Annotated in this window: 25 protein-coding genes and 1 tRNA gene; 17 read left to right on the plus strand and 9 right to left on the minus strand. The window is 39.8% G+C overall.

Annotation, left to right across the window (positions count from 1 at the left end):
• Positions 1-616: 616 nt before the first annotated feature.
• Both queC and BQ7997_RS02815 read right to left on the minus strand, forming a co-directional pair.
• The gene (gene queC / locus BQ7997_RS02810; protein WP_073343328.1) at positions 617-1,276 is read right to left on the minus strand and encodes a 7-cyano-7-deazaguanine synthase QueC; all 660 of its coding nucleotides are present in this window, start codon (positions 1,274-1,276) and stop codon (positions 617-619) included.
• 8 nt (positions 1,277-1,284) lie between these two features.
• The gene (locus BQ7997_RS02815; RefSeq protein ID WP_022138219.1) at positions 1,285-1,965 is read right to left on the minus strand and encodes a queuosine precursor transporter; all 681 of its coding nucleotides are present in this window, start codon (positions 1,963-1,965) and stop codon (positions 1,285-1,287) included.
• 280 nt (positions 1,966-2,245) lie between these two features.
• On the opposite strand from BQ7997_RS02815, the gene BQ7997_RS02820 reads away from it, so the two are divergent.
• The gene (locus BQ7997_RS02820) at positions 2,246-2,530 is read left to right on the plus strand and encodes a YtxH domain-containing protein (protein WP_022138220.1); all 285 of its coding nucleotides are present in this window, start codon (positions 2,246-2,248) and stop codon (positions 2,528-2,530) included.
• Between the two features lie 93 nt (positions 2,531-2,623).
• Here BQ7997_RS02820 and BQ7997_RS02825 read toward each other — a convergent pair whose 3' ends face one another.
• Entirely contained in the window at positions 2,624-3,127 is a 504-nt protein-coding gene (locus tag BQ7997_RS02825) for an RNA polymerase sigma factor (RefSeq protein ID WP_073343331.1), read from the minus strand.
• A 163-nt stretch (positions 3,128-3,290) separates the two neighbouring features.
• Here BQ7997_RS02825 and BQ7997_RS02830 point away from each other — a divergent pair, with 163 nt between their 5' ends.
• Positions 3,291-4,580: a DcaP family trimeric outer membrane transporter gene (locus tag BQ7997_RS02830; protein ID WP_073343334.1), complete on the plus strand. Its 1,290-nt coding sequence runs from the start codon at positions 3,291-3,293 to the stop codon at positions 4,578-4,580.
• Positions 4,581-4,667: 87 nt separating this feature from the next.
• Here BQ7997_RS02830 and BQ7997_RS02835 read toward each other — a convergent pair whose 3' ends face one another.
• Complete coding sequence (locus tag BQ7997_RS02835) at positions 4,668-6,005, minus strand: OmpP1/FadL family transporter (protein ID WP_073343337.1); 1,338 nt, start codon at positions 6,003-6,005, stop codon at positions 4,668-4,670.
• Between the two features lie 211 nt (positions 6,006-6,216).
• On the opposite strand from BQ7997_RS02835, the gene BQ7997_RS02840 reads away from it, so the two are divergent.
• The 6 genes from BQ7997_RS02840 (at position 6,217) to BQ7997_RS02865 (ending at position 11,008) form a co-directional block, all read left to right on the plus strand.
• Entirely contained in the window at positions 6,217-7,218 is a 1,002-nt protein-coding gene (locus BQ7997_RS02840) for a 2-hydroxyacid dehydrogenase (RefSeq protein WP_073343593.1), read from the plus strand.
• Between the two features lie 60 nt (positions 7,219-7,278).
• Positions 7,279-7,983 (plus strand): pirin family protein, encoded by a 705-nt coding sequence (locus BQ7997_RS02845; RefSeq protein WP_022138226.1) that lies wholly within the window; start codon positions 7,279-7,281, stop codon positions 7,981-7,983.
• A gap of 31 nt (positions 7,984-8,014) precedes the next feature.
• Complete coding sequence (pdxH, locus tag BQ7997_RS02850) at positions 8,015-8,659, plus strand: pyridoxamine 5'-phosphate oxidase (RefSeq protein ID WP_073343341.1); 645 nt, start codon at positions 8,015-8,017, stop codon at positions 8,657-8,659.
• A gap of 67 nt (positions 8,660-8,726) precedes the next feature.
• Entirely contained in the window at positions 8,727-9,458 is a 732-nt protein-coding gene (locus tag BQ7997_RS02855; protein ID WP_073343344.1) for an MBL fold metallo-hydrolase, read from the plus strand.
• A 13-nt stretch (positions 9,459-9,471) separates the two neighbouring features.
• Entirely contained in the window at positions 9,472-10,617 is a 1,146-nt protein-coding gene (locus tag BQ7997_RS02860; protein ID WP_073343347.1) for a DUF4468 domain-containing protein, read from the plus strand.
• A 13-nt stretch (positions 10,618-10,630) separates the two neighbouring features.
• Positions 10,631-11,008 (plus strand): VOC family protein, encoded by a 378-nt coding sequence (locus BQ7997_RS02865; protein ID WP_022136517.1) that lies wholly within the window; start codon positions 10,631-10,633, stop codon positions 11,006-11,008.
• Between the two features lie 99 nt (positions 11,009-11,107).
• Here the strand turns inward: BQ7997_RS02865 and BQ7997_RS02870 are convergent, their stop codons facing one another.
• Complete coding sequence (locus BQ7997_RS02870) at positions 11,108-11,485, minus strand: hypothetical protein (protein ID WP_139260879.1); 378 nt, start codon at positions 11,483-11,485, stop codon at positions 11,108-11,110.
• Between the two features lie 110 nt (positions 11,486-11,595).
• A complete protein-coding gene (locus BQ7997_RS02875) occupies positions 11,596-11,781 on the minus strand; it encodes a hypothetical protein (protein ID WP_022136515.1) in 186 nt (61 codons plus the stop codon).
• A 98-nt stretch (positions 11,782-11,879) separates the two neighbouring features.
• Here BQ7997_RS02875 and BQ7997_RS02880 point away from each other — a divergent pair, with 98 nt between their 5' ends.
• The gene (locus tag BQ7997_RS02880) at positions 11,880-12,611 is read left to right on the plus strand and encodes a class I SAM-dependent methyltransferase (protein ID WP_073343351.1); all 732 of its coding nucleotides are present in this window, start codon (positions 11,880-11,882) and stop codon (positions 12,609-12,611) included.
• A 131-nt stretch (positions 12,612-12,742) separates the two neighbouring features.
• Here the strand turns inward: BQ7997_RS02880 and BQ7997_RS02885 are convergent, their stop codons facing one another.
• Positions 12,743-13,345: a TlpA family protein disulfide reductase gene (locus BQ7997_RS02885; RefSeq protein WP_073343354.1), complete on the minus strand. Its 603-nt coding sequence runs from the start codon at positions 13,343-13,345 to the stop codon at positions 12,743-12,745.
• Between the two features lie 103 nt (positions 13,346-13,448).
• Between BQ7997_RS02885 and BQ7997_RS02890 the strand changes: the two genes are divergently transcribed.
• Positions 13,449-13,522 (plus strand) — tRNA-Thr (locus BQ7997_RS02890).
• Positions 13,523-13,701: 179 nt separating this feature from the next.
• Here BQ7997_RS02890 and BQ7997_RS02895 read toward each other — a convergent pair.
• Positions 13,702-14,355 (minus strand): hypothetical protein, encoded by a 654-nt coding sequence (locus tag BQ7997_RS02895; protein WP_073343357.1) that lies wholly within the window; start codon positions 14,353-14,355, stop codon positions 13,702-13,704.
• 159 nt (positions 14,356-14,514) lie between these two features.
• Here BQ7997_RS02895 and BQ7997_RS02900 point away from each other — a divergent pair, with 159 nt between their 5' ends.
• From BQ7997_RS02900 to BQ7997_RS02930, 7 genes are all read left to right on the plus strand, one after another.
• On the plus strand, positions 14,515-15,024 hold the full coding sequence (locus BQ7997_RS02900; RefSeq protein ID WP_073343361.1) for a GNAT family N-acetyltransferase: 510 nt from the start codon (positions 14,515-14,517) through the stop codon (positions 15,022-15,024).
• A 266-nt stretch (positions 15,025-15,290) separates the two neighbouring features.
• Positions 15,291-15,773, plus strand: a complete 483-nt coding sequence (locus BQ7997_RS02905; protein WP_073343595.1) for a GNAT family N-acetyltransferase — start codon at positions 15,291-15,293, stop codon at positions 15,771-15,773.
• A gap of 16 nt (positions 15,774-15,789) precedes the next feature.
• Positions 15,790-16,698, plus strand: coding sequence for a GNAT family N-acetyltransferase (locus tag BQ7997_RS25765; RefSeq protein WP_073343364.1), 909 nt, complete (start codon positions 15,790-15,792; stop codon positions 16,696-16,698).
• Between the two features lie 285 nt (positions 16,699-16,983).
• The gene (locus BQ7997_RS02915) at positions 16,984-17,361 is read left to right on the plus strand and encodes a hypothetical protein (RefSeq protein ID WP_235817250.1); all 378 of its coding nucleotides are present in this window, start codon (positions 16,984-16,986) and stop codon (positions 17,359-17,361) included.
• Positions 17,309-17,716, plus strand: coding sequence for an IS66 family insertion sequence element accessory protein TnpB (tnpB, locus tag BQ7997_RS02920; protein ID WP_235817251.1), 408 nt, complete (start codon positions 17,309-17,311; stop codon positions 17,714-17,716). Before BQ7997_RS02915 ends, tnpB begins: the two co-directional genes overlap by 53 nt.
• A 77-nt stretch (positions 17,717-17,793) precedes the next feature.
• A complete protein-coding gene (gene tnpC, locus BQ7997_RS02925; RefSeq protein WP_159436740.1) occupies positions 17,794-19,359 on the plus strand; it encodes an IS66 family transposase in 1,566 nt (521 codons plus the stop codon).
• A 134-nt stretch (positions 19,360-19,493) separates the two neighbouring features.
• Positions 19,494-19,772 carry a helix-turn-helix domain-containing protein gene (locus BQ7997_RS02930; RefSeq protein ID WP_073343372.1) on the plus strand — a complete coding sequence of 93 codons (279 nt, stop codon included), beginning with the start codon at positions 19,494-19,496 and terminating at the stop codon, positions 19,770-19,772.
• A 34-nt stretch (positions 19,773-19,806) separates the two neighbouring features.
• Here the strand turns inward: BQ7997_RS02930 and BQ7997_RS02935 are convergent, their stop codons facing one another.
• Entirely contained in the window at positions 19,807-23,817 is a 4,011-nt protein-coding gene (locus tag BQ7997_RS02935; RefSeq protein WP_022136782.1) for a hypothetical protein, read from the minus strand.
• Positions 23,818-24,112 lie beyond the last annotated feature (295 nt).

The following is a 24,112-nucleotide window of genomic DNA, read 5'->3' on the forward strand; positions in this document are numbered from 1 at the left end:
CGTTTACTGCAATCCTCTACATAGATAAAAAACGCATTTCCTCTTTCACCTATCACCGACTAGCCCCAAACGCCTTATTCATAAGCATTTGAGTGGTGAATGATTCATTTTACAACCTATCACCGTATCTGTCACCTATCACCGTAATTCTTTAACCCCACGGGGGATTTATCCGCGTTCTATGTGTTACGGCGTGTTTCATACGGCGAAACAAAGTGTTTCAAGGTGATGAACACTTTGTTTCAAGCCTTGAAACTAATAGTTTCAAGCAATAGAAACTTTAGTTTCTCACCGTTGAAACTTTAGTTTCTTACCATTGAAACTTTAGTTTCTCGCTGATGAAACTTTAGTTTCCCCTAATGAAACTCAGGTTTCTTGCCGTGAAACAACAGTTTCAAGCTGTTGAAACTGAATTAAGCCGATACAATTCCCGAACAGAAGCTACTATCTTATTTATCAGAGCTTACCGGTGACAAGAGATGTGACGGCAGAATGTCGAATTTAGTTGCTGTCACCACTTGCTGTCACAGACTATTCATTTTATACTCAAACGATTAGCAACAGCAATGTGACAGATGACAGCAGAAAATGCATTTTTAATCTCTGTGTAGAGATATTATTGATTCTTACTTTTTAAATATTTCTCCAGTCCTTCCCGACGCAACGTACAAGCCGGACAATGTCCGCAACCATCACCTTGTACACCATTATAGCATGTCAAAGTCTCGGTGCGAATCAGTTCCAACACTCCCAGTTCGTCCGCCAAAGCCCATGTTTCGGCTTTATCAATCCACATCAGAGGAGTATGGATTACGAATTGTTCATCCATAGCCAAGTTCAATGTCACATTGAGTGACTTGACAAACGCGTCGCGGCAGTCGGGATAACCACTGAAATCTGTTTGGGAAACTCCCGTTACCAAGTGATTGATGTCACGTTCGCGGGCATATACTGCTGCGATGCTCAGGAAAAACAGGTTACGTCCCGGAACAAATGTATTGGGAGCACCATCTGCCGGTTTTTCCTGATCCATAACCATCGTAGCGTCAGTCAGGGAGTTACGTCCCAGTTTTCCGATGAAGGATACATCCATCACATCGAATTCCACTTCCGCTTTACGGGCTATCTCCCGTGCAAGCTCCACTTCCTTCTGATGTTTCTGGCCATACAGGAAACTCAGGGCATATACTTTCTTGAAGTTGCGCTTTGCCCAAAACAGGCAGGTGGTGGAATCCTGCCCACCACTGAACACAACCAATGCTGCTTCTCTATTCATACAATATTTTAAATATCTTTGATTTTCAGTACGTTGTAGGAGATATCGGTATCGTAGACATCGCTACCGTCTATTTTCTTAATCGCTTTCACCACACGGATAGTGACCGGAAGAATCATCACTTCGTACATGGATTTCAGTACGATTTGGATTCCCATCATAATGAGCAGTTCTTTCCATGCAATAATTCCTCCGAATGCTACCGGGAAGAAAATCAATGAATCGGCAGTCTCACCGACAACAGTAGACCAAATGGCACGGGCGGAAAAATTCTTGCCCTGACTGGCTATCTTCATCTTGCTCATCACATAAGCATTGAGGAACGAACCGACCAAAAAAGCCATCAGACTGGCAGCCACAATACGGGGCGCCATACCGAACACAAAATCAAAATGCTCCTCTCCCTCCCAAAAAGGAGCGGCAGGAATGGCAACTGCTATCAATCCAAGACTTACCACAAAGAAGTTCATGGCAAAACCGCTCCAAATAATCAGACGCGCTTTCTTGAATCCCCAAACTTCGGCGATGCAATCATTGATTATATAAGAAATAGGAAAAACCAATAATCCGGCGGTTACAGTCAAGCTACCGATTTGGATTACTTTCGTTTCAAGAAGATTGGCCGCAATAAGGCATACATTAAAAAGAATGCCAAGCAGCATAAAAGGTACAGATACTTTCTCTTTCATAATTCCTGTTTTTTACGTGGTGTTCTAGAATACACGACCGCTATTCACGGCATCATACTTTCTTTTTCTTTCGGGCTGCAAAGATAGAGGAAAAACTATGAAAAAGCAAAAGATATTTGATGATTGACCGGTTGCAACTCATGAATATCCTCGATAAAGAGGAAGGATGCTACCTATACAAATATTTGGATGAATGAAAAAGAATGAAAATTTCCTAATCGGGGAATCCTTTTCAGACGGCCACGTGTTTAAAATCCATGTTTAACTAAAAGACCAGATCATGGAACATCAATTTAAGAAAGACGTAAAAGAAGCAGCAATGCAGGAAAAGAAAAATGCCCGGCTTGCTGAAGAGAGAGCCGAAGAAGCTAAGGAAAGAGGTGCCGAAGCGAGTTCACATTCGGGCGAAAGCTTGAAAAAGAAAGTACAACATGCCGCACATGTTGCTCAGGAAAAAGCGACAGAAGCGACTAACACAGTGAAAGAAAAAGCCACGGAAGCAGCCCATACCGCGCAGGAGACTGCTCAAAAGGCTAAACACAGAGTCCAGGAAATGATGGATTAACAACAAAATGAGCCTTCCCGCCAGTTGTCGTCTATGGCAGGAAGGCTCATCACTTTGACCTTAAAACACATCACTCAATCAAAAAGAATTGTATCAGGAGAAATCTTTCAATTCTTCTTTCAACCGTTTACGGATGAAGAACAAACGGCTTTTCACCGTCCCCATCGGCAATCCTAGTTTCTCGGCAATTTCTCTATACTTAAATCCGGCGACAAACATCTGGAAAGGTACTTTCATATCGTCGGGAATGGTATGTAACACACGATACAGTTGCTTCATATCATAGGCAAACTCAAACTTGCCACCATCTTCGTCTTCAATCATGTGCTGTTGATTTACAGAATAGGTATCATCCATGATATTCATTTCGCGGACAGTACGGCGATAGTTATTGACAAAGATGTTACGCATGAGAGTGTACATCCATCCTTTCAGATTCTTGCTATACGTAAACTTCTCATGATTGTCCAATGCTTGCAACACACAGTCCTGAACCAAATCATTAGCTGAATCACGGTTTGCAGTGAGCTTATATGCGAAGCGGTGCAAATCCGACTGTATGTCTAATATTCCTTGAGTAAATTCTACTTTTCCCATCGTCGTATTTCTTTTATCTGATTAGTACGGTACAAAGATCCGGTTTTTTAGAATGAATATAAATAGCAATTCTTCCGGTTAGTTTGGCAATTTTTCCTTTGCCCCTCTCAACCATTTCTTTTTTTAGTTGTTCATTGGGCATTCACCTAAAACTTAACTGATAATGAAAACTAGTTTTAAAATGGTAGCTATGCTACTGGGGATGGGAATCTTCCCCCTCTGTGCCCATGCACAAAAGAAGGTAATCATCGAAGATGAAGAACCCAATTCCATCATGTTTGTCTCTCGTGATAAGGCAGGAGATGAAATTATCCGGATCATGAACGACCGTTCGCAGATGCGTTTCCATGACCCGAACGCTCCCCGCTTTCTGCTGACTGACCAGAAGGGTAAGTTTGCATTGGGCATCGGCGGTTATGTCCGTGCAACGGCAGAGTATGACTTTAACGGTATCGTTGACGACGTCGATTTCTATCCGGCATTGATTCCCCAACCGGGAAAGGGAAATTTTGCAAGGAATCAGTTCCAGATGGACATCACCACTTCCACCCTATTCCTTAAACTGGTGGGACGTACGAAACATCTCGGTGACTTCGTGGTTTACACCGCCGGTAACTTCCGCGGAGACGGAAAGACTTTTGAATTGCAAAATGCGTATGCGCAATTCCTCGGTTTTACCATCGGATATAGTTATGGTTCGTTCATGGATCTTTCCGCGCTTCCTCCTACTATCGACTTTGCAGGCCCTAACGGTTCGGCGTTCTATCGTACCACGCAATTAAGCTATATGTGCGACAAGTTGAAAAACTGGAAATTCGGCGTTGCCATGGAAATGCCTTCGGTAGATGGCACTACCAACAGCGATGTTTCCGTCAACACCCAACGGATGCCGGACTTTGCCGCTTCCGCACAATATAACTGGAACAGTAGCAGTCATATCAAACTTGGCGCAATCGTACGCAGCATGACTTATTCAAGCAATGTATATAACAAGGCTTATTCGACTACCGGATTCGGTTTGCAGGCATCCACTACATTCAATATCACAAAGAAGTTGCAGGTTTACGGACAGTTCAACTATGGTAAGGGCATCGGTTCTTATCTGAATGATTTAAGCAATCTCAATGTGGACATTGTTCCCGATCCTGACGATGAAGGAAAAATGCAGGTTCTTCCGATGTTGGGATGGTATGCCGGACTGCAATATAATTTTTGCCCGAGTTTCTTTGTTTCCGGAACATATAGTTTATCCAGACTTTATTCTGAGAACGGATATCCAAGCGAAAATCCGGAATCTTACCGCAAGGGACAGTATCTTGTAGCGAATGCTTTCTGGAATGTAAGCAGTAATCTGCAAGTGGGCGTCGAGTATTTGAGAGGATGGCGGAGTGATTTCAGTTCTTCAACCCGTCATGCCAACCGGTTGAATATGCTGGTACAGTATTCTTTCTAATTAAATCGGTATAAAAGTTTGAAGCCGCCTCAAAACTGTTGTTTGAGACGGCTTCTGCTATAGAAAATTGTAGCGGATTATGCACAATTAAAATCTGTAGTCAAGGCTCACACCGAATACTTTATTAGTGCGGCTATATACATTAGTACCGGGCAATTCCGTACCATTATAATTCTTTGAAGTTTTAGTATAATCTTCATAGGTAGTCCACATATAACCAACATTCAGATTAGCTCTTTCACTCAATACCACTTTCGCTCCAACACCTAATGTATAGGAGTCGCAAGAGAAACTGGTATCGCTCTGAAAATTGTCAGACAATCCGTAATCCGTAATCTGTCCACCACAACTCAAGGTCAATCGTTTGATTACATCCCATTCGATACCCATTAAGTATTCATTTGTTCCCTTTGTCAGATATTTCTGTTTTCCATCAGCCATTCCCGCTTTCTTGTCATCATAGAAATGGTACTCAACAGATGCACGCAACACTGGCAAAATTTCATAAGCAGCCGCAACTGAAAGCATGGAAGGTATATCATTTGGAGTGTTTACACCGTGCTTGAAAGGTGCCAATACACCATCTTCAGCATTATTCTTCTTCGTATTATTTTCAATATTCAAGTTAGTCTTGAATTCATATTTTGCACCGAAGTTAAATTTGCCGAACTTAGCATCCACACCGATGACAGGAGTCAACCCCCAACCAGTCTGATCACAATCCAATGCTAAATTCATCAACTCCCCACCACCATAATCTTTTTTCAGTTTGGCATCCAAATAACCTTCATAACCACCCGTAAAATAATTCATACGTCCACCACCAAATACGGAAAGCCAATCATTAATCTTGTAAGACAAACCTAATTGTACGGAATAAATATATTGTTTACCATCCATTGCACTGTTGATATTCATCATATTAGGAGAAACAGGATTACCGGCACCTGCTGTTGCCTTAAAGATACCCGCCATAGCTAATGACTCAAACATAGGCAAACCGTCATCGAATGATGCTTTTCCACCTCCACCGGTAATCGCAAAAAAACCGGAAATAGTCCAATCACCTTTCTTATATGCGGCAAACACACTGGGAATAACCGGTGCAGCAGCTTTTCCTTTATAATACTTGGCATAAGATTCTGTGGAAGGCGTCGCACCATTCATAGTATATCTCATAAAACTGGCATCAATATTTCTCGTCTGAAAAGCACTCTGAATGCTCAATCCCATATGGAAACCGTCATTCGGCAAAAAAGCCAGACCGGCAGGATTAGACAAGGCACCATCTATTTCGATAGTAGCACCACGAGATAACATACGAAGAAAAGCAGCGTGTTGATTAGTATTTGTCAGAAGACCTCCGGCAAAAGTTGGAATTGAAACGATTAGCATTACAAATCCAATCAAGGAAATTTTTCTCATCTAAATCTTTTTTAAATTATTTCGGGCGCAAAGATACAATATTATTGCACACGAGACATATATTTGTGCATTTATTTTCATTCACCCACCCATTTTAATTGAAAAAACAAACTGTTTCTAATGAAACAATCTACATTTACCATCAATCAGAGAGCAAACAAATCCACCTGTTTTTACGTTTTTATAGTATAATAAATTATAGAATAATATGATGGGCTATACTATTGCATTTTTTGGCACAAAGCCTTATGACGAATCTTCTTTCAATGATAGAAACAAAGAATTCGGATTTGAGATACGCTATTACAAAGGAAATCTGAATAAGAACAATGTACTACTGACGCAAGGCGCAGATGTTGTATGTATCTTCGTAAATGATGTTGCCGATGCAGAAGTAATCCGCATCATGGCAGCTAATGGAGTAAAACTGCTGGCGCTGCGATGTGCCGGATTCAACAATGTGGATCTGGATGCGGCTGCCACTGCCGGAATTACCGTTGTACGCGTACCTGCCTACTCACCCTATGCGACTGCCGAATATACGGTGGCTCTTATGCTATCGTTGAATCGTAAAATTCCACGTGCTTCCTGGCGTACTAAAGACGGCAATTTCTCCCTTCATGGCTTGATGGGTTTTGATATGCACGGAAAGACAGCAGGTATCATCGGCACTGGGAAAATAGCGAAAATCCTGATTCATATCTTAAGAGGGTTTGGCATGAATGTGCTGGCTTACGACCTCTACCCTGATTATAACTTTGCACGGGAAGAGCAGATTGTTTATACTTCACTGGACGAATTATATCATAGTTCGGATATTATCTCGCTACACTGCCCGCTCACTGAAGAAACGAAATATCTTATTAATGACTACTCCATCAGCAAGATGAAAGACGGAGTGATGATTATCAATACCGGTCGCGGACAGTTGATTCATACCAATGCGCTGATTGAAGGGTTAAAGAATAAGAAAATCGGTTCCGCAGGTCTGGACGTATATGAAGAAGAAAGTGAGTACTTCTACGAAGACCAGTCCGACCGCATCATTGACGATGATGTGCTTGCCCGCCTACTCTCGTTCAATAATGTGATTGTCACCTCCCATCAGGCATTCTTCACACGCGAAGCGATGGAGAATATTGCCCTGACAACCTTGCAAAACATAAAAGATTTCATCAATCACAAACCTCTGCTAAATGAAGTGAAGAGATAAAACTTTTAGTCTATTGCTTTGTTTACAGGATATATAATCAACAAGAAAAAGGAGAAAATTATGAAGAAAGTTATACATAAGGCTGATACAAGAGGACATTCCCAATACGATTGGCTGGATAGTTACCATACATTCAGTTTCGATGAATATTTCGACTCCGACCGTATCAATTTCGGTGCCCTCCGTGTCCTGAATGATGACAAGGTCGCCCCCGGAGAAGGATTCCAGACGCATCCGCACAAGAATATGGAAATCGTTTCGATTCCCCTGAAAGGACATCTGCAACATGGAGACAGCAAGAAGAACAGCCGGATTATCACCGTCGGGGAAATCCAGACCATGAGTGCCGGAACAGGAATTTTCCATAGTGAAATGAATGCAAGTCCCGTAGAACCGGTGGAATTTCTGCAAATATGGATTATGCCGAGAGAACGGAATACACGTCCCGTTTACCAGGACTTCAATATCACCGAACTGGAACGCCCGAATGAGTTGGCGGTAATCGTATCACCCGACGGCAGCACCCCCGCTTCCCTTTTGCAAGATACTTGGTTCTCTATCGGCAAGGTTGAAGCCGGAAAGAAATTAGGTTATCATATGCATCAGAGTCATGCAGGTGTATATATATTTCTTATCGAAGGAGAAATTGTAGTAGAAGGCGAAGTGATGAAACGCCGCGACGGAATGGGTATTTATGAAACCAACAGTTTTGAACTGGAAACATTGAAGGACTCGCATATTCTATTGATAGAAGTACCCATGTGATGGATTATTAATTAGAAGTTACAGTTTATAGATGAAAACAAATCTAGCTGATATCCGACAGGAATATACCAAAAGCGGGTTGCGGGAGAATGAACTTCCCGGCGACCCGCTTTCACTTTTCAGCCGTTGGCTGCAAGAAGCGATTGACGCAGAGGTGGACGAGCCGACCGCTGTCATTGTGGGCACTGTGTCTCCCGAAGGAAGGCCATCCACACGCACTGTGTTGCTGAAAGGACTCCATGACGGAAAGTTTGTCTTTTACACGAATTACGAAAGTCGCAAAGGAAGGCAGTTGGCACAAAATCCATATATCTCCCTTTCTTTTGTGTGGCATGCGCTCGAAAGGCAGGTTCATATAGAAGGAACGGCTGCCAAAGTCCCGCCCGAAGAGTCGGATGAATATTTTCGTGTGCGTCCTTATAAAAGCCGGATCGGTGCACGAATCTCTCCGCAAAGCCAGCCTGTCAAAAGCAGGATGCAGTTGATGCGGGCTTTTGTCAAGGAAGCTGCCCGATGGATAGGAAAAAATGTGGAAAGACCCGGCAACTGGGGCGGATATGCCGTTACCCCTACGAGAATGGAGTTTTGGCAGGGACGTCCGAACCGTCTGCACGACCGCTTCTTATATACCCTGCAACCGGATGGAGAATGGGAAATCAGTCGCCTTGCTCCCTGATTTCGTCGATTTTTCTTGGCAACTCCAACTAGAATACGTAATATTGCAACTATAAAACATTCAGCTTATGACACTGGATTATATCTATCACAGCGGTTTTGCCATCGAAGCGGAAGGCGTGACCGTTATCATTGATTACTACAAGGATTCTTCCGAAACCGAACATAACCGGGGAATCGTACATGATTATCTGCTGCAAAGGCCGGGTAAGTTGTACGTATTGGCTACCCATTTCCACCCCGATCACTTCAACCGTGACATATTGACGTGGAAAGAACAGCGTCCGGACATTCAATATATTTTTTCTAAAGATATTCTGAAGTCACGACGCGCCAAAGCCGGAGATGCCGTCTATATAAAAAAAGGAGAGACATACGAGGATGACACCATCCGCATCGACGCGTTTGGTTCGACGGATGTCGGCAGTTCGTTTCTGATTCATCTTCAGGGGTGGAGCATCTTCCATGCCGGAGACTTGAACAACTGGCACTGGAGTGAAGAATCCACCGAAGCGGAGATACGAAAAGCCGACGGTGATTTCCTTGCAGAAGTTAAATATTTAAAAGAAAAAGCGCCAATCATTGATTTAGTACTGTTTCCGGTAGATCGGAGAATGGGAAAAGATTACATGAAAGGGGCAAAACAGTTCATCGAACAAATAAAAACTACTATATTTGTGCCCATGCACTTCAGTGAAGATTATGAAGGCGGCAACGCGCTTCAAAGTTTTGCCGAAGATGCAGGATGCCGTTTTATCAGCATCACCCGTCGGGGCGAAAGTTTTGAAATTACCAAATAAACACATTATAATTATGAATAAATTTACGATTCTGTTTCTTACCCTGTTCCTTATGTTGCCGATGGCAATGAAGGCAGACTCTGCAAAAGACAAAAAAGATGATACGAGGTATCTTGTAGGCGCTGTTCCCGAAGTGGATGGTAAAGTAGTATTCTCCAAGGAATTCCAGATTCCCGGAATGAGTCAGGCACAAATTTTCGACACAATAACCAAGTGGATGAACGAACGTCTGAAAGAAAACAAGAATATTGACAGCCGCGTCGTTTATTCCGACGAAGCAAAAGGAACAATTGCGGGTGTCGGTGAGGAATGGATTGTTTTCAGTTCAAGCGCTCTGTCTTTAGACCGTACATTAATCAATTATCAGATTACAGTTACCTGCAAACCGGGAAGCTGCCTCGTAGAACTGGAAAAGATACGTTTCACCTACCGTGATACGGAGAAATATAAAGCGGAAGAATGGATTACCGACAAATATGCGCTTAACAAAGCAAAGACCAAACTGGTACGCGGACTGGCTAAGTGGCGCAGAAAAACGGTAGATTTCGCAGATGATATGTTCATGGATGTAGCTGTTGCTTTCGGAGCGCCGGATACCCGTCCAAGAGCAGAGAAAAAGAAGAAGGAAGAAGAGCAAAAAGCTCCGTCCATCGTTGCAGCCGCAGGCCCGATCGTGATTGGTGGTGCAGATGCCAAGACAGATGTCAAGGTTACAACTGCCGAACCTGCTCAGAAAGTTATTCCTGCCGCAACTCTCACGCCCGCTACTCCGGCAGGCAAGGCTTCAAAAGATATGCCGGGCTATACAGAGGTTGACCTGAAGCAGATTCCGGGCGAAGTATATGCGTTGATGGGAAGTGGAAAATTAGTTATCAGCATCGGAAAGGATGAGTTCAACATGACAAATATGACTGCCAATGCTGGTGGCGCGCTGGGTTACCAGTCAGGCAAAGCTGTCGCTTACTGCACGCTTTCGCCCGACCAGTCTTATGACGCTATCGAAAAGGCGGACAGCTATGTATTGAAACTCTATGCTCCGAACCAAACTGTTCCTTCGGCTGTTATCGAATGTAAGAAACTTCCTTCACAAACCGCTCCGCAAGCCGGACAACCCCGCACATATGTCGGAGAGATTGTGAAACTCTTAATGAAACAATAAAGAAGATAGCACAATGGAAATAAAAAGTAAATTTGACCATTTTAATATCAATGTCACAAACCTGGAACGAAGCATCGCTTTTTATGAGAAAGCGCTCGGCCTGAAAGAACATCACCGGAAGGAAGCTTCCGACGGTTCGTTCACATTAGTCTACCTGACAGACAGCGAGACAGGCTTTCTCCTTGAACTGACATGGCTGAAAGACCATACCGCTCCTTACGAACTGGGCGAGAATGAAAGCCATCTTTGTTTTCGTGTGGCCGGCGATTATGATGCAGTCAGAGCTTATCACAAAGAAATGAACTGTGTATGTTTTGAAAATACGGCCATGGGGCTTTATTTCATTAACGATCCGGACGACTACTGGATCGAGATACTACCACAGAAATAATTGAAAGGGCGTTAGAATATCCCAATTATAATATTCCCCCTGTTACAACTATATGTGACAGGGGGAATTATTTTGGAAAGTATTTCACTCTCTTACCAGTCATTTAACAAATATATAGCAGACACCCAAAATACCTGCCAGAATATAAATTCCCCCAGGAAGAAACAGCCTACATAATAATCTAGTAAAAGGCATATTAGGAAATGCGAATATTTTATCCAAACTATCCGGATTATACATGACTGTTACTTTATCTCCTATGTGAGGGGACTTTTGAGCATACAGCATATGAGACTTATTATCCGCTTCAACTACTATATCATAGCCGGCAGATTGACGATTCATTTCTTTCTCTTCACCCAGTTTATACTCCACTATGGGATAATTTACCGTAATGACACCATTAACGCCATTCGTCCTGGTCTTAACTTCCAGATCTACTACCCTTCCTGTCACCTTCATACTGTAGCTCTCCATAATTTGGACATATAGCATCCAGATCAGTTTTGTCTTTAGCAGGAAAATAATGCCTCTTAAAAATAGTACAATTGCCGCTATACAAATAAAAATATTGATTATCACGATGTTTATTTTTTGTGTCGATTTGCTCTTTTCTTCCGGATATCTGCTTTCATTTTCGCAGCTCCCGAACCATGTTGTCCTCGGATATAGGTTGCTTTCTTCGCCTTTGTCTTCACTTTTTCCTCTTCTTTGGGCTTATCTTTCTTACCTTTAAAGACGATTCCACCCATGATTGCTTCTTCAATACTCATATAATATACATTATTAATATTCACATTTACATGTGCAAAGATAATCCTTTTCTACGGATTTATTTATCTTTGTCGACTAAAACAATATGTAACCTCCAATGGCAACAACAATTCTCTCCGCAGAAAGGGATCCGATGGGAACCGCTATTTCTGATTATTTCAACCATCGCAGAGCCGACCGCTTGCGGGTATTTTCATCTCAATTCGAAGAAGATGTGATTCCCGTCAAGGAATTATTCCGCAATATCCAGTCCATGCCTGTACTGGAACGAACCGCTCTGCAAATGGCTACAGGACGGATATTGGATGTTGGTGCAGGAAGTGGCTGCCATGCATTGGCACTTCAGGAAATGGGAAAAGAGGTATGTGCCATTGATATTTCTCCGCTATCTGTCGAAGTAATGAAACAGCGGGGAGTCAATGATGTTCGTCTTACCAATCTTTTTGACGGGACATTTACTGAAACGTTTGATTCTGTCCTGATGCTGATGAATGGTTCGGGAATTATCGGAAAACTAAGTAATATGCCCGATTTCTTCCGGCGAATGAAATGTATCCTTCGTCCCGGCGGATGTATATGGATGGATTCCAGCGATCTGCGTTATCTTTTCGAGGAAGAGGATGGCAGTATAGTGATTGATTTGGCCGGAGATTATTACGGGGAAATTGATTTTCAGATGCAATACAAGGATGTGAAAGGAGAACCATTCGACTGGTTATATGTCGATTTCCAGACACTTAGCTTATATGCGTCCGAATATGGTTTTAAAGCCGAACTGGTAAAAGAAGGAAAACATTACGATTATTTGGCAAAGCTAAGTCTTGCCTGAATAGCCCATGAGGAAATAGTGACGGTATGCAGTCAGGATAGTGTCGCTATATAACAGAAATAGTGACGCCATCCCGATGAGATAGCGTCACTATTTCTATATGATATAATCCGCTGAAGAATAGCTGTATATTACTTCAGCATTTCATTAATCATCTGCACAAGGGAAGCAAACTCTTCTTCATTATACAAACGAGTCAACTTTACAATTCTTCCTTCTTTATCTATCAATACATTTCTCGTTATGCCGGATTCACGCAATGCATATTTCGCAAAAATATCAGCTCCCGGATCTAGTCCCAACGGATAGGTGACGCCTGTAGATTTAGCAAAGGCAAGTACTTTGTCAAGTGGTTCGTCACGGTCGATACCAATCAATGCGAAGTCAGTATTGTCCTTATGTTTCAGCCAGATGTCTTTTTCAATAAACGGCATTTCTTTACGACACACACCACACCAGCTTGCCGTAAACTGTAACATTACGACTTTACCCCGAAGTGAGGACAAACTTACTTGTTTGCCATCGGTCAGCGTAATCGTGAAATCGGGAGCCGTCTCTCCTACCCGAACGATATATCCTGTACTATCCGCTTCGACTGTCAATGCTTCCGAAGCTACTTCCACACTGTCTCTTGTAGCCTCAGCACTCACCGCCCCTTTCTTCTGACCGGAACATGCCAATATACTTATGGCGAGAAACGCCATACCACATACATTCATAATTTTCTTTTTCATCTTCTTATCAATCATTAGTGAGACTGCAAATATAAAAAAAGTGCGTGAGGTATTTGCATTTTTAAAAGAATTTCATACCTTTGCACCCGCAAAAGAAAATAACGCCTCTTTAGCTCAGTTGGCCAGAGCACGTGATTTGTAATCTCGGGGTCGTTGGTTCGAATCCGACAAGAGGCTCTTCAAAGTAAATGCTGTTTATCATCAGATAAACAGCATTTTTTATACCGCCCAAAAGTGGAAGAGGATACTGCCGCATAAAGTATGCCTTTTATACGATTCATGGATACATTCAACTAATTTCTGATATATTTCGATACAAAGATAACGAAAGAATCAGACATCCCCAGTCACATACTTTAATACTTTTCAATAATTGTATTTCCGAAGATATCTTTCTTAATAATCTTCCTATTTCCCTTGCTATCTTCTATTATTTGGTTACCAAAAATATCTTTCTTAATAGTTGTCCTATTACCCTTATTATCCTCGATTATGGTATTACCAAAGATATCTTCCTTCACTGTCTTCCGATTACCTTTATTGTCTTCGATAATGGTATTTCCAAAAATATCTTCCCGGACAGTTTTTCTATTACCATTATTGTCCTCGATTATGGTATTCCCAAAAATATCTTCTCTTACAGTCTTGCGGTTACCCTCATTATCTTCAATAATGGTATTTCCAAAAATATATTCCCGAATAGTTTTTCTATTACCCTTATTATCTTCGATTGTAATATTCCCTAAAATATCTTCTCTTACAGTCTTTCGGTTGCCTTTATCATCCTCAATAGTAAGGTTTCCAAAGATGTCTTTCTTGACTGTTTTTCTATTACCTCTATCATCCTCAATGATAATATTTCCCAAGATGTCTTTCTTGACTGTTCTCTTTCCCTGATCGCCCATCGAATATTCGTGATTCTCCTCGACAGCCCTTGCACCATAGCTCTTTGTCATATAAGGAGCTAAAACAAACTGTGCAGCAAATAGAATGAATAAAATCTTTTTCATAATGTTTTCTTTTGGTTTACTACAAAAGTAACACAGGAAAATCATACTTAATTAGTGAATCCTATAATCGTCAATAGGGAAAAACCTAAAAATTATTTAGTATTTTTACAAGAAAATCCGCTTTTTACTAAAAGCGAATGAACAACTTAAAATGAGTTTATGATAAATAAGAGCAGAATTGAATTAAAACCTCTAACGGAAAAAGACATTCCATTATTCGATAAATGGCTGGACAAGGAATATATCAAAAAATGGTTTGGAGAAAAAGAGGACTGGCTAAACGAGATAAACGAAAGAAATGGAAAATATAGTTTCATAAAACATCTTATTGTTTACTGCAATAACAGGAAAATTGGATACTGCCTCTACACTGATTGTTTTTATTTAAAAGATCTGGAGGATGAGAAACACGACTTCAAGGAATTATATGGAGACATTACAGAAAAAAATCACACATACGAAATCGGCTATCTGATTGGTGAAGAAGAATATTTGAATAAGGGTATCGGCAAAAGAATCATTCAACTTCTGGAAGAAAAAATTATTCAAATCGGTGGCAAAGAAATAGCCGCAGATCCTTCTGAAGAAAACATAATCTCAATAAAAGCATTATTAAACAATGGATTTACCAAGAAAAACGATGGAAACTATAGAAAAACAATAAATTAAAAACAAATAGAGAAATTCAGGAAAGCGGTGTCCCCAAAAGAATGGGGGATGCTCGCACAAGAATATTTCGGGTCTTGTGGCAGCAGGCATGCCAAAAGCTATTGCTGATAATCGAAAAATGAATTAACTTCTAAAACTGTTAGCCACATAAGAAAAAAATACTTAATAAAGAAAAAGCTTGAATTATTTCAATGTTTTTCTTCTTCCATTTGCCTAATATTGCAATTTCATTATATAAAACAATCTAAAAGCATATGAACCAAAATATGAAAAGAGACTTTACAATCAGAGTAGCGCAGCAACCAGATGTTATTGCGCTGAGAGATTTATACAAGAATACAGTACTTGAAGTAAACAGGCGTGATTACTCACAGGAAGAAGTGGAAGACTGGGCATCCTGTGGAGATGACCTCGCTAAAATAAAAGGGATGATAGAGACGCACTATTTTATTGTGGCTGTTGACCAACAATCGCAGATCGTCGGCTTTTCATCCATTACACCGCAAGGTTATTTACACTCCATGTTCATTCACAAGGATTTTCAGGGTAAAGGCATTGCCACTATGCTCTTGAAAGAAATAGAGCGGTATGCAATTGCAGAGGGGATTAAGCAAATCACATCAGAAGTGAGTATAACAGCCCGTCCTTTCTTTGAAAAATCCGGCTACATAGTGAAAGTGGAGCAAAAGCGCAGGGCTAATCAATGTTGTCTAACTAACTTCTGGATGGCAAAAGATCTGGATAAATAAAATAAGGGGTTATAACATGAATATCAGGAAATTAAATAATGAAGAATACAACAAAGCGATACAATTATCACTTGCTGTATTTACTAAATGCGGAACAACAGACTTCAATGCCAGCGGATTAAAAACATTTAAAAAGTTCGTTTATAACAAGGAATTAATGAATGAGCTTACTATTTGGGGAGCTTTTGATAACAATGAGCTTGTCGGTATAATTGGTACTAAATCCAACGGCACACATATCTCTCTATTTTTCATAAATCCAGACTATCACCGCAAAGGCATAGGTAGAGAATTATTCAATTGTGCTTATGCCAATCAAATAGTGAATAAAATAACAGTGAATTCTTCATCCTATGCCATAAGTTTCTATGAAAGTTTGGGCTTTTCTAAAACAACCGAAGAACAGGAAACCGATGGGCTTAGATACACTCCCATGATTAAGATACAGAACAAACTACGGCATAGGACTATTTGTGAAGCCGATCTTGCAGAAGTATGTAAGATGCCCCAAAGCGCAGAAGAATTGTTCTTCATGTTCCCTAAGGCTAACTATCCGTTAACTGTTGAAGAACTGGGAGCATCTATAATGAAAAGATGGGACTCCACTGTTGTCTTGCTACAAGATAGAATAGTTGGTTTTGCGAACTTCTATGAATTAGAGATAAACAGGTATTGCTCAATTGGGAATGTCATAGTAGATTTGCAATACAGAAATAAAGGTATTGCCAAATACCTTATTGAATCAATGGAACAGATAGCTAAAAATAAATATAATGTAGTAGAAATCCATCTTTCTTGTTTTAACCAAAATACCAAAGGCATTCTACTATATTACCAATTAGGATATAAACCTTATGACATCGAAAGCTGGATAGGAAAAAACGGCGAAAAACAAGCACTGATCAAATTAAAAAAGAATATATAGATTGATATAGTTCACTTGAATTGTCTGGTAACATTTTCAGCTAAGAGCAAAGAAAAACCCTCTCAGAAGTCATCTGAAAGGGTTCGTGAGGTTCCTGGCGGTCACTAAATGCTGCGATTTTGTGATACGTTATGCAACCTCCTACCCCTTTAACTTGGATTGAAAAAATAAGCTCCTCATCTCACTAAGTAACACGAAAACCCATTGTAGGTTGTAAGCATTCGGTAAACCACGTATTTTTTCCTCAAACTTCCGTCATTAACTTTACGTCCAAAAAGCAAAGTTATGATGACACGAGAAGAAGTAGTAGAGATAATGAACTACTGCAAAGAGCACAAAGTGACTTATAAGTCAAGATTAGAGGAACTCAACATCCCTGTATGGCGGTTTTATGACAGCAAATCCCGTTATGCCGGCGAGCAATCATCGGGTAAAACGGCTCAAGGTGAGTTTATCGAGCTCCCGCACAGTGGATCTTTTGTTCCGGTTCCTTCATTTGCCGGTACAACCGGACGGAAACAGAAAAGTACACCGGCTACGCCAAGCGGATTGAAAGAGATAGAAATACGTACACCGGGTGGTAGTGCCATACGCATTTGCGGTGAGCTAAATGAAAAGGAACTGTTTTCAATCATCCAGTCCTGCAACCATGTTCAGCCTTAATGACAGTATGCGCTATCTGTTGTATAACCGCCCGACTGATATGCGCAAAAGCTTCCATACCCTCAGCGGTATCATCACAGACGCCATGGGTCAGGACCCCTGCAACGGCAACGTGTATATCTTCATAAACCGTACCCGTGACCGTATAAAACTCCTGCATTGGGAGCCAGGCGGCATGGTGCTGTATTCCAAACTTCTGGAAGCCGGCACTTTAGGTAAGCCTGATTCTGCCAGCGATAATGAGGTCTGTGCAAATATAGAATGGCGAGAACTTGTCATGATTGTGGAGGGTATCATGGAAGCCCGCGATTCGCGACGCACGAGACTTGAAAACCTGCAAAAGCTTCGAAAATAGTACCGGCTTTTTACTCCGTTCGCTTTTGTATGCCATGGGATTTTAGTATATTTACATTGTGAAACAATGAGATGCAGATGCTTACAGAAGAACAGGAAAAAGCCTTATTGGAAGAAATTGAGAAGCTCCGTCAGGATAAAGCGGCGCTTATCAGCAGGGTTTCCTCGCTGGAACAATCCCTGTACTGGCTCCGGAAAAAAGTCTTTGGCCGGATGAGCGAGAAGAGTCTTCCGCTTGATCCCAACCAGCTGTTTCTGTTCTCAAAGGAAGCAATGTCCTCCATGGAAATATCCCGGCTTGAGGAGGAAGTCCGCAAGAGTGAAGAAGAAATCACCAGAACTATAAAAGTAAAGGAAAAACCGGTCCGCAAGTCTCTGGACACTTCCTCACTGCCTGTAGAGATTATTGATCTTTACCCCGAAGGGACAACAGACGAGGAAGGCAGGCTTAAGGATGATTTCATTGAAATCGGAAAGGAAGAGAGTTCACGCCTGGAACGTGTTCCGGCAAAAGTATATATTCTGAAGACCGTCCGTCACAAAGTGATAAGTAAATCCGATATGGAGAAATACCCCGAGGAAAGGCAGATTCTGATTCACCCGCTACCTCTTGTTCCGGTCAGCAAATGTATGGCAGACTCCTCGGTTCTGACAGACATTATCATCGGCAAGTTCATGTATCATCTCCCGTTCTACCGTCTGATACAGCAGTATCGCGAATCAGGAATTAGCATAAGCGAATCTACCATGTGCGGATGGTATGAAATGGCGGTGGAGAAACTCAAGCTGCTGTACAACCTGCTCAAACAGAAGATACTCTCCAGTGATTATATACAAGTGGACGAGAGTGTCATTCCTGTGATGGACAATGAGAAACATAAAGCGAAAAAGGGGTATGAGTGGTGCGTGCGCGACGGCATCACGGGAGACGTCATGTTCCATTATGACCGTGGCAGCCGTTCGGGTATGGTAGCCCGTGAACTGCTGGGATGCTACCATGGCATTGTGCAATGCGATGGCTATGCAGCTTACGAACAGTTTGAGCAGATGAAAGGAATCACTCTGGTCGGCTGTTGGGCACATGTCAGAAGGAAGTACGTGGATGCCCTGGAAGAAAACAGGACGCTGGCCACACAGGCGATTCATTACATCGGTAGGCTGTACAAGGTAGAGTCTGATGCCGGTGAAGCCGGACTCACAGCTGAAGAGCGTAAGGAAAAACGTATTCGTGAGGCCTATCCGCTGATACTTGAATTTGAAAAGTGGCTGCAGGATGCTTATCTTAGAGTGCTTCCTAAAAGCCGCATGGGTAAAGCTATCGAATATACGTACGCGCTTCTTCCCAGGCTTTCCAGATACGTAAACGATGGAAGAATAGAAATTGATGACAACCGCATAGAAAATGTCATAAGACCTTTGGCTTTGGGAAGAAAGAACTATCTGTTCTGCGGCAACGACGCATCCGCATACAGGGCTGCCATCGTGTACTCTCTGATAGCCACCTGCAAGTCTGCAGAAGTAGACCCTAGAATCTGGATGGAAGATGTCCTGAGTAAAATCCCATATTATGAAAGGGATAAAAAGGATATGACAGAACTTCTACCACGTAATTGGGCAAAATCCAATCAAACTTGTTCCGAATAGATACTATTAGTTCCGAATTAACTACGAATAGCACCGATTCGGAACTAATTCACAATATTTGCAACGTGGTTTACCGAATGCTTACAAACTATCGTCATTGGGCGATTATATGCGTAATTAAACAGAAAACGGATATGGAAATACTGGATAATAAATCAAACGAAATTTCTTCGTTCTTCATGGTTATGGACGAGCTATTAGACACCATCGGGCAAGCTCTGAAAAACCGTACACCGCACCTGAACGGTGAAAAGTACCTGACGAATAAAGATGTTTGTCAAATGTTGCACATCAGCCCCCGTACATTACAGGATTGGCGGGACACGGGTAAAATACCGTTTATCAGGATTAAAGGGAAGATACTATATCCACAGTCGGAGATTCTGAAACTGTTGGAAAGTAACTGCCATTAATTTAATTGCTAAATGCTGATTCGAATATGTCGAATCAGCGTTTATTTCTATAGTCAATATTTACAAAAATATGATGCATTGTAATATCTTTACCATGATTAGATTGAGCAATTTTTATTGCTGAGTTTTCATACTCAAACAGGCTTGTTGCGTCATTTATAGACTTGAAGTCACAGTCATTGGGGTAAGATGCTTTTGGAACAATTTCCGTAATGTATTCAGCCCAATTATTTTCAAAATTATCATGATTTAGATTATAAATCAAAATTATCAGATTCTTATGTTGATGGTAGTAATTAAATATTTTCTGAACATGGTCTATTGATTGTGGTTTATCTCTATAAACAAAAGCTTCGCATATACAGAACGGTGATTTGTTAATATCCATGATTGGTAAATCACGTTCTCCAGGTTCTTTAGGAGTACCTTTATCCTTAGGGTTAGAAAAACCTCCTCTTGATTGTCCACCAACATTCCAACCCCAAGGATTTATTCTTGAATCAACAACTAATTCGATAATGTCATTATATTTATTTTCCCCTTCTATTTTATCAATAGCCATTATCTTATCAAGCATCTTACTCGCTGCTAAAGCTATCTCTTTGGTCACAAATTCATTTATTATAGTTTTTCCATTGAGATTTTCCGGGAAAATTTTAATAAGCTTATCAGGATTGTTAGAAAATATTTTGTGATAGTGTGACTTCAATTCTTCAATAATATTACCCTCTTTAATTGGGCTCTTTATCTTCTTTACTTCTTCTAAATCACCACTAAAAGTCGCTTTGTGATATGCCTCAGCTTCTTTTTGCAAAATAGAGGCTTCCGCGGATTTCCCTAATGCAACAAAGGCATCAATGTTCATCCTTAGAATTTCAGGCTTCATCTGGGATAACATATCTAAATTAGAATAAATTCTATTTACCATTTCATATTGCTGGGTTTTAAAATAAATCAACATTTTATTAGCGATAAACGTGTCTCCTAATTTGTTTTCATCAACATCTTTGCCATGTACGTTTACATATTCTTCCCATTCTTCTAAAGCTTCGTTATAGTAATCAATATTTCCATCTTTATCAGCCATTTTTATCTTTGCAGCCATTCTATTTAAAGCAATATTCACATATTTAGGATGCATTTTGGAAAGACTGTCAAAAATCTTATATGAATCGGAAGGATTGTCTTTTAACCTTATCAATGCTCGATAAAAAATTTTCGATTCATTATCTGAAATTTCTCCGATAACAGTAGGCCCGTCATCGTCCGGCAAAGAAATGTCATTTAGACTTTGTTCATCTTCCTTGAAATATGCCAGAAGAAGTTTGGCTTGATAAAGAAATTTCTGGTATTCTCTTTTTTTATTCTTTTTCGACGTAACTTCTTTTTCCCAAAAAGATATGGCTTCTTCTATTTGGGATATTAATTCTGGATATTGAATTAATTTTGATAAAGTAGTTTGGATTTCTGGAATCCAATTGGAACTTTTTAAAAATAAACTTACGTCTGATTGCTGAACTCTGTCTATTAACCTTTGTTTAATGGTTTCAGATGTTATATATTCTGCGAAAGTCAGTATCTTAATTATATCATTTGTACTTATAATTATTTTGATTAGACCATCTTTATCATTGAAATAATTAATAGCTTGCGCAATTTGGGGTAACAATGCCTCATTTCCTGATGATTGAAATTTCCATTCCTGCTGATAATCAAATATATCAATCTTTCCTTCTTCTGGGATGTTATTTGAATTATCATCTATATAGCTAATGATTTTATCCTCAATACGCCTCCTTATTTTATTGAGAATTTCTTTTTTCAGGCTATGAGGAATAACCGGTAAAACTAATTTCTTATGGATTTGCAGCAAAATTCCTATATGACTTCTCAGTTTTTCCGCCGTAAAATGATTCTGCTGATTAAAATAATTATCTTGATTTTCAAATATAAACTCTGGTTCAAGAAATTTATTCAACAATCGATTTTTATAAAGGAACCATACAGGATAAAGCCAGTCAACAACACTTGTTCTTTCATTCTTTTCAGCCCAAATGGGAATCGACATCTCCAACTTCTTATCTCCAAAATTGTATCTCTCCACATTGTTTATTTCGATACAATCAATATAAATATCATAAAATTCCTGAGATAATCCCTGAACATTAAATTCCCCCAGCTGCTCTTTGTACCTCCAATATGTAGAACACCTCATCAACCAAGCCAAGCCATCAAGTTTTAATAAGGGTAACTTAACAACTCCATTGTTATATATATTTTTCTCTTCGAAGTTTACAAAAAGTCCTGTTAAGTCTTCAAACAAATGGGGAAAGAGGTAATCATCATTAGTCCGAAATCCGTAAAAACGATTATTTAATGTGCTTTTTTCTATCAAATCTAATAGGGGTCTTTCTCTATTGTTGTCTCGTATTTCGGAGTGGCGGTTATTCGGATTGTCATACTTATGTTTGTTGATTTGTCGGAAAATTTGAAATATCAATATAGATGCAATTTTATCATTAAAGTGGGAACGTATAGTCATTAACCCTAATTCTAAACATTTTCCCCATAGCTTATTTCGAAGAGTATCTTGTTCGTCTTCCAAAAATTGAAATTCATCAATAATTTGAAAGCATAAAGAAACAAATTCAATATCAGTTAGCAAATAAGGTATAATATCTCTTCTCCGATGAGCAATAGTATTAACAATCTGCCCCAGTAATGATGGCTTGTTTTTACTACCCTTCAGCAATTGTGTTATTCTGTTATAGTGATAAATAGTTTTATCACCATCATCTATGTTGTCTGTTTCTACCTCAAAATCAAACATCACAATTATTCGTAATAAATAAAATATCCAATTCCTTGACCCTTGGTCATGAAGGAACGTAATATGCGCGTTATGTTCTAATTCATATACACTTTCATACAATTCAAATAAATCCGAATTTCTAAGGGGGTAATTGTTTTCTATTTTATCTGATACTATTTCATAAATCCCATGAATATGATATGAATCTACCTGCACCTTTTTTAACTCATTTTTTACTCCATCCAAATCTGATTCTTCTTTAACAATTTGGAACGCGGCATCCAGAAAACGTTTTTTTGCATTTTCTGAGCAATAGCATAAGCCTTCTGAAGAATTCTCCCAATAAAGAATTTTTGACAAATAATTTAAAATACGTTCTTTATCATTCGAAAAAGAAATATCATTGGATAGTAGTTCCCAAAAGAATCCACATATCTTATCACTCAAATCAAAATATTTAATTTCCGTATTGTAGAAATTAATAAGATATGAATTCGATTCTGATTCAAAACTAACCACTCTTTGTTCAAGCAGAGAATCAATTGATGGCATATATGGATACAATTGGCTAAACGTAGCATGTATCGAACAAAAATTAGATTGTGAAATCTGTAACCCTTTCGGTTCTTTTCTGTATTGCTCATCTAAGGAAAATAGGAACTGAAAATCTTGCCAATAGGTTAAGAATGGGGCATAATAGTATTCATAGTTACTCAGCTCTATGGTATCATTCTTTATTTCAAACCGTTCACAAATGACATCGGCAGTTATAGTCGTATTATTTATTGTGTTATATTCTGAAAGTTTACTTTCAATGTCGATTTTTGCTATCTTCTTACTGCCTTTGGGTAAACTATAATAAAGGAAATCTAAAAAATCTAATTCTTCCTTTGATTTTGAAATTTCTTCGAATGTGTAGCATAAACGGCGTATTCCGTCCGGGACTTCAATAAATCCCAGAATATTTCGCAACCAAAATCTATCAAATAACGCATCACTATCTATAATAATATTGTTTTGGGCTTCGTACTGTTGTTTGTAATCCAAAAATTCTTTGTGTGTCATTTTCTCCCGCATTGGCACAGATTTATGAATGATATGAGCCCAAAAACGAGATGAATCCCATAATAAATCAGTTTCTGTAACATCTTTATCAATGTGGCGACTATATGCTTGATGTGTATATGAATTTATAAAGTGCTTTATGCTCTCTTTAAGTTGATGGTCTGTCATGATAATATGTTTAATCAATATATAAATAGTTCCAATTTTCTGTCAAAACAGCTGTTAACTTGGAAACTGCAAAGTTAAATATAAAATCAGACTGCCTCCCATTTGTGAGGAAGTTTTAGTTTAAAATCAACTAAATAGAGACATTTTTGTACCTATCATCATAAAAGACGGATTCGTCTTGGAGTTTTTCGACATATCGTCTTTGGTTGATATGAAAATCCAGTAAACCCGTATCAGAAATAGGAGCGAACTTCATTTCAACAAGCGGCAAGATATTTGGTCTTGCCGCTATTTT

This window comes from Bacteroides congonensis, assembly GCF_900130125.1.
Lineage (GTDB): Bacteria > Bacteroidota > Bacteroidia > Bacteroidales > Bacteroidaceae > Bacteroides > Bacteroides congonensis.

Coding starts and splice junctions, on each gene's coding strand:
- queC (WP_073343328.1), bottom strand. CDS start 1,276: ATGAATAGAGAAGCAGCATTGGTTGTGTTCAGTGGTGGGCAGGATTCC.
- BQ7997_RS02815 (WP_022138219.1), bottom strand. CDS start 1,965: ATGAAAGAGAAAGTATCTGTACCTTTTATGCTGCTTGGCATTCTTTTT.
- BQ7997_RS02820 (WP_022138220.1), top strand. CDS start 2,246: ATGGAACATCAATTTAAGAAAGACGTAAAAGAAGCAGCAATGCAGGAA.
- BQ7997_RS02825 (WP_073343331.1), bottom strand. CDS start 3,127: ATGGGAAAAGTAGAATTTACTCAAGGAATATTAGACATACAGTCGGAT.
- BQ7997_RS02830 (WP_073343334.1), top strand. CDS start 3,291: ATGAAAACTAGTTTTAAAATGGTAGCTATGCTACTGGGGATGGGAATC.
- BQ7997_RS02835 (WP_073343337.1), bottom strand. CDS start 6,005: ATGAGAAAAATTTCCTTGATTGGATTTGTAATGCTAATCGTTTCAATT.
- BQ7997_RS02840 (WP_073343593.1), top strand. CDS start 6,217: ATGGGCTATACTATTGCATTTTTTGGCACAAAGCCTTATGACGAATCT.
- BQ7997_RS02845 (WP_022138226.1), top strand. CDS start 7,279: ATGAAGAAAGTTATACATAAGGCTGATACAAGAGGACATTCCCAATAC.
- pdxH (WP_073343341.1), top strand. CDS start 8,015: ATGAAAACAAATCTAGCTGATATCCGACAGGAATATACCAAAAGCGGG.
- BQ7997_RS02855 (WP_073343344.1), top strand. CDS start 8,727: ATGACACTGGATTATATCTATCACAGCGGTTTTGCCATCGAAGCGGAA.
- BQ7997_RS02860 (WP_073343347.1), top strand. CDS start 9,472: ATGAATAAATTTACGATTCTGTTTCTTACCCTGTTCCTTATGTTGCCG.
- BQ7997_RS02865 (WP_022136517.1), top strand. CDS start 10,631: ATGGAAATAAAAAGTAAATTTGACCATTTTAATATCAATGTCACAAAC.
- BQ7997_RS02870 (WP_139260879.1), bottom strand. CDS start 11,485: ATGGAGAGCTACAGTATGAAGGTGACAGGAAGGGTAGTAGATCTGGAA.
- BQ7997_RS02875 (WP_022136515.1), bottom strand. CDS start 11,781: ATGAGTATTGAAGAAGCAATCATGGGTGGAATCGTCTTTAAAGGTAAG.
- BQ7997_RS02880 (WP_073343351.1), top strand. CDS start 11,880: ATGGCAACAACAATTCTCTCCGCAGAAAGGGATCCGATGGGAACCGCT.
- BQ7997_RS02885 (WP_073343354.1), bottom strand. CDS start 13,345: ATGAAAAAGAAAATTATGAATGTATGTGGTATGGCGTTTCTCGCCATA.
- BQ7997_RS02895 (WP_073343357.1), bottom strand. CDS start 14,355: ATGAAAAAGATTTTATTCATTCTATTTGCTGCACAGTTTGTTTTAGCT.
- BQ7997_RS02900 (WP_073343361.1), top strand. CDS start 14,515: ATGATAAATAAGAGCAGAATTGAATTAAAACCTCTAACGGAAAAAGAC.
- BQ7997_RS02905 (WP_073343595.1), top strand. CDS start 15,291: ATGAAAAGAGACTTTACAATCAGAGTAGCGCAGCAACCAGATGTTATT.
- BQ7997_RS25765 (WP_073343364.1), top strand. CDS start 15,790: ATGAATATCAGGAAATTAAATAATGAAGAATACAACAAAGCGATACAA.
- BQ7997_RS02915 (WP_235817250.1), top strand. CDS start 16,984: ATGATGACACGAGAAGAAGTAGTAGAGATAATGAACTACTGCAAAGAG.
- tnpB (WP_235817251.1), top strand. CDS start 17,309: ATGAAAAGGAACTGTTTTCAATCATCCAGTCCTGCAACCATGTTCAGC.
- tnpC (WP_159436740.1), top strand. CDS start 17,794: ATGCTTACAGAAGAACAGGAAAAAGCCTTATTGGAAGAAATTGAGAAG.
- BQ7997_RS02930 (WP_073343372.1), top strand. CDS start 19,494: ATGGAAATACTGGATAATAAATCAAACGAAATTTCTTCGTTCTTCATG.
- BQ7997_RS02935 (WP_022136782.1), bottom strand. CDS start 23,817: ATGACAGACCATCAACTTAAAGAGAGCATAAAGCACTTTATAAATTCA.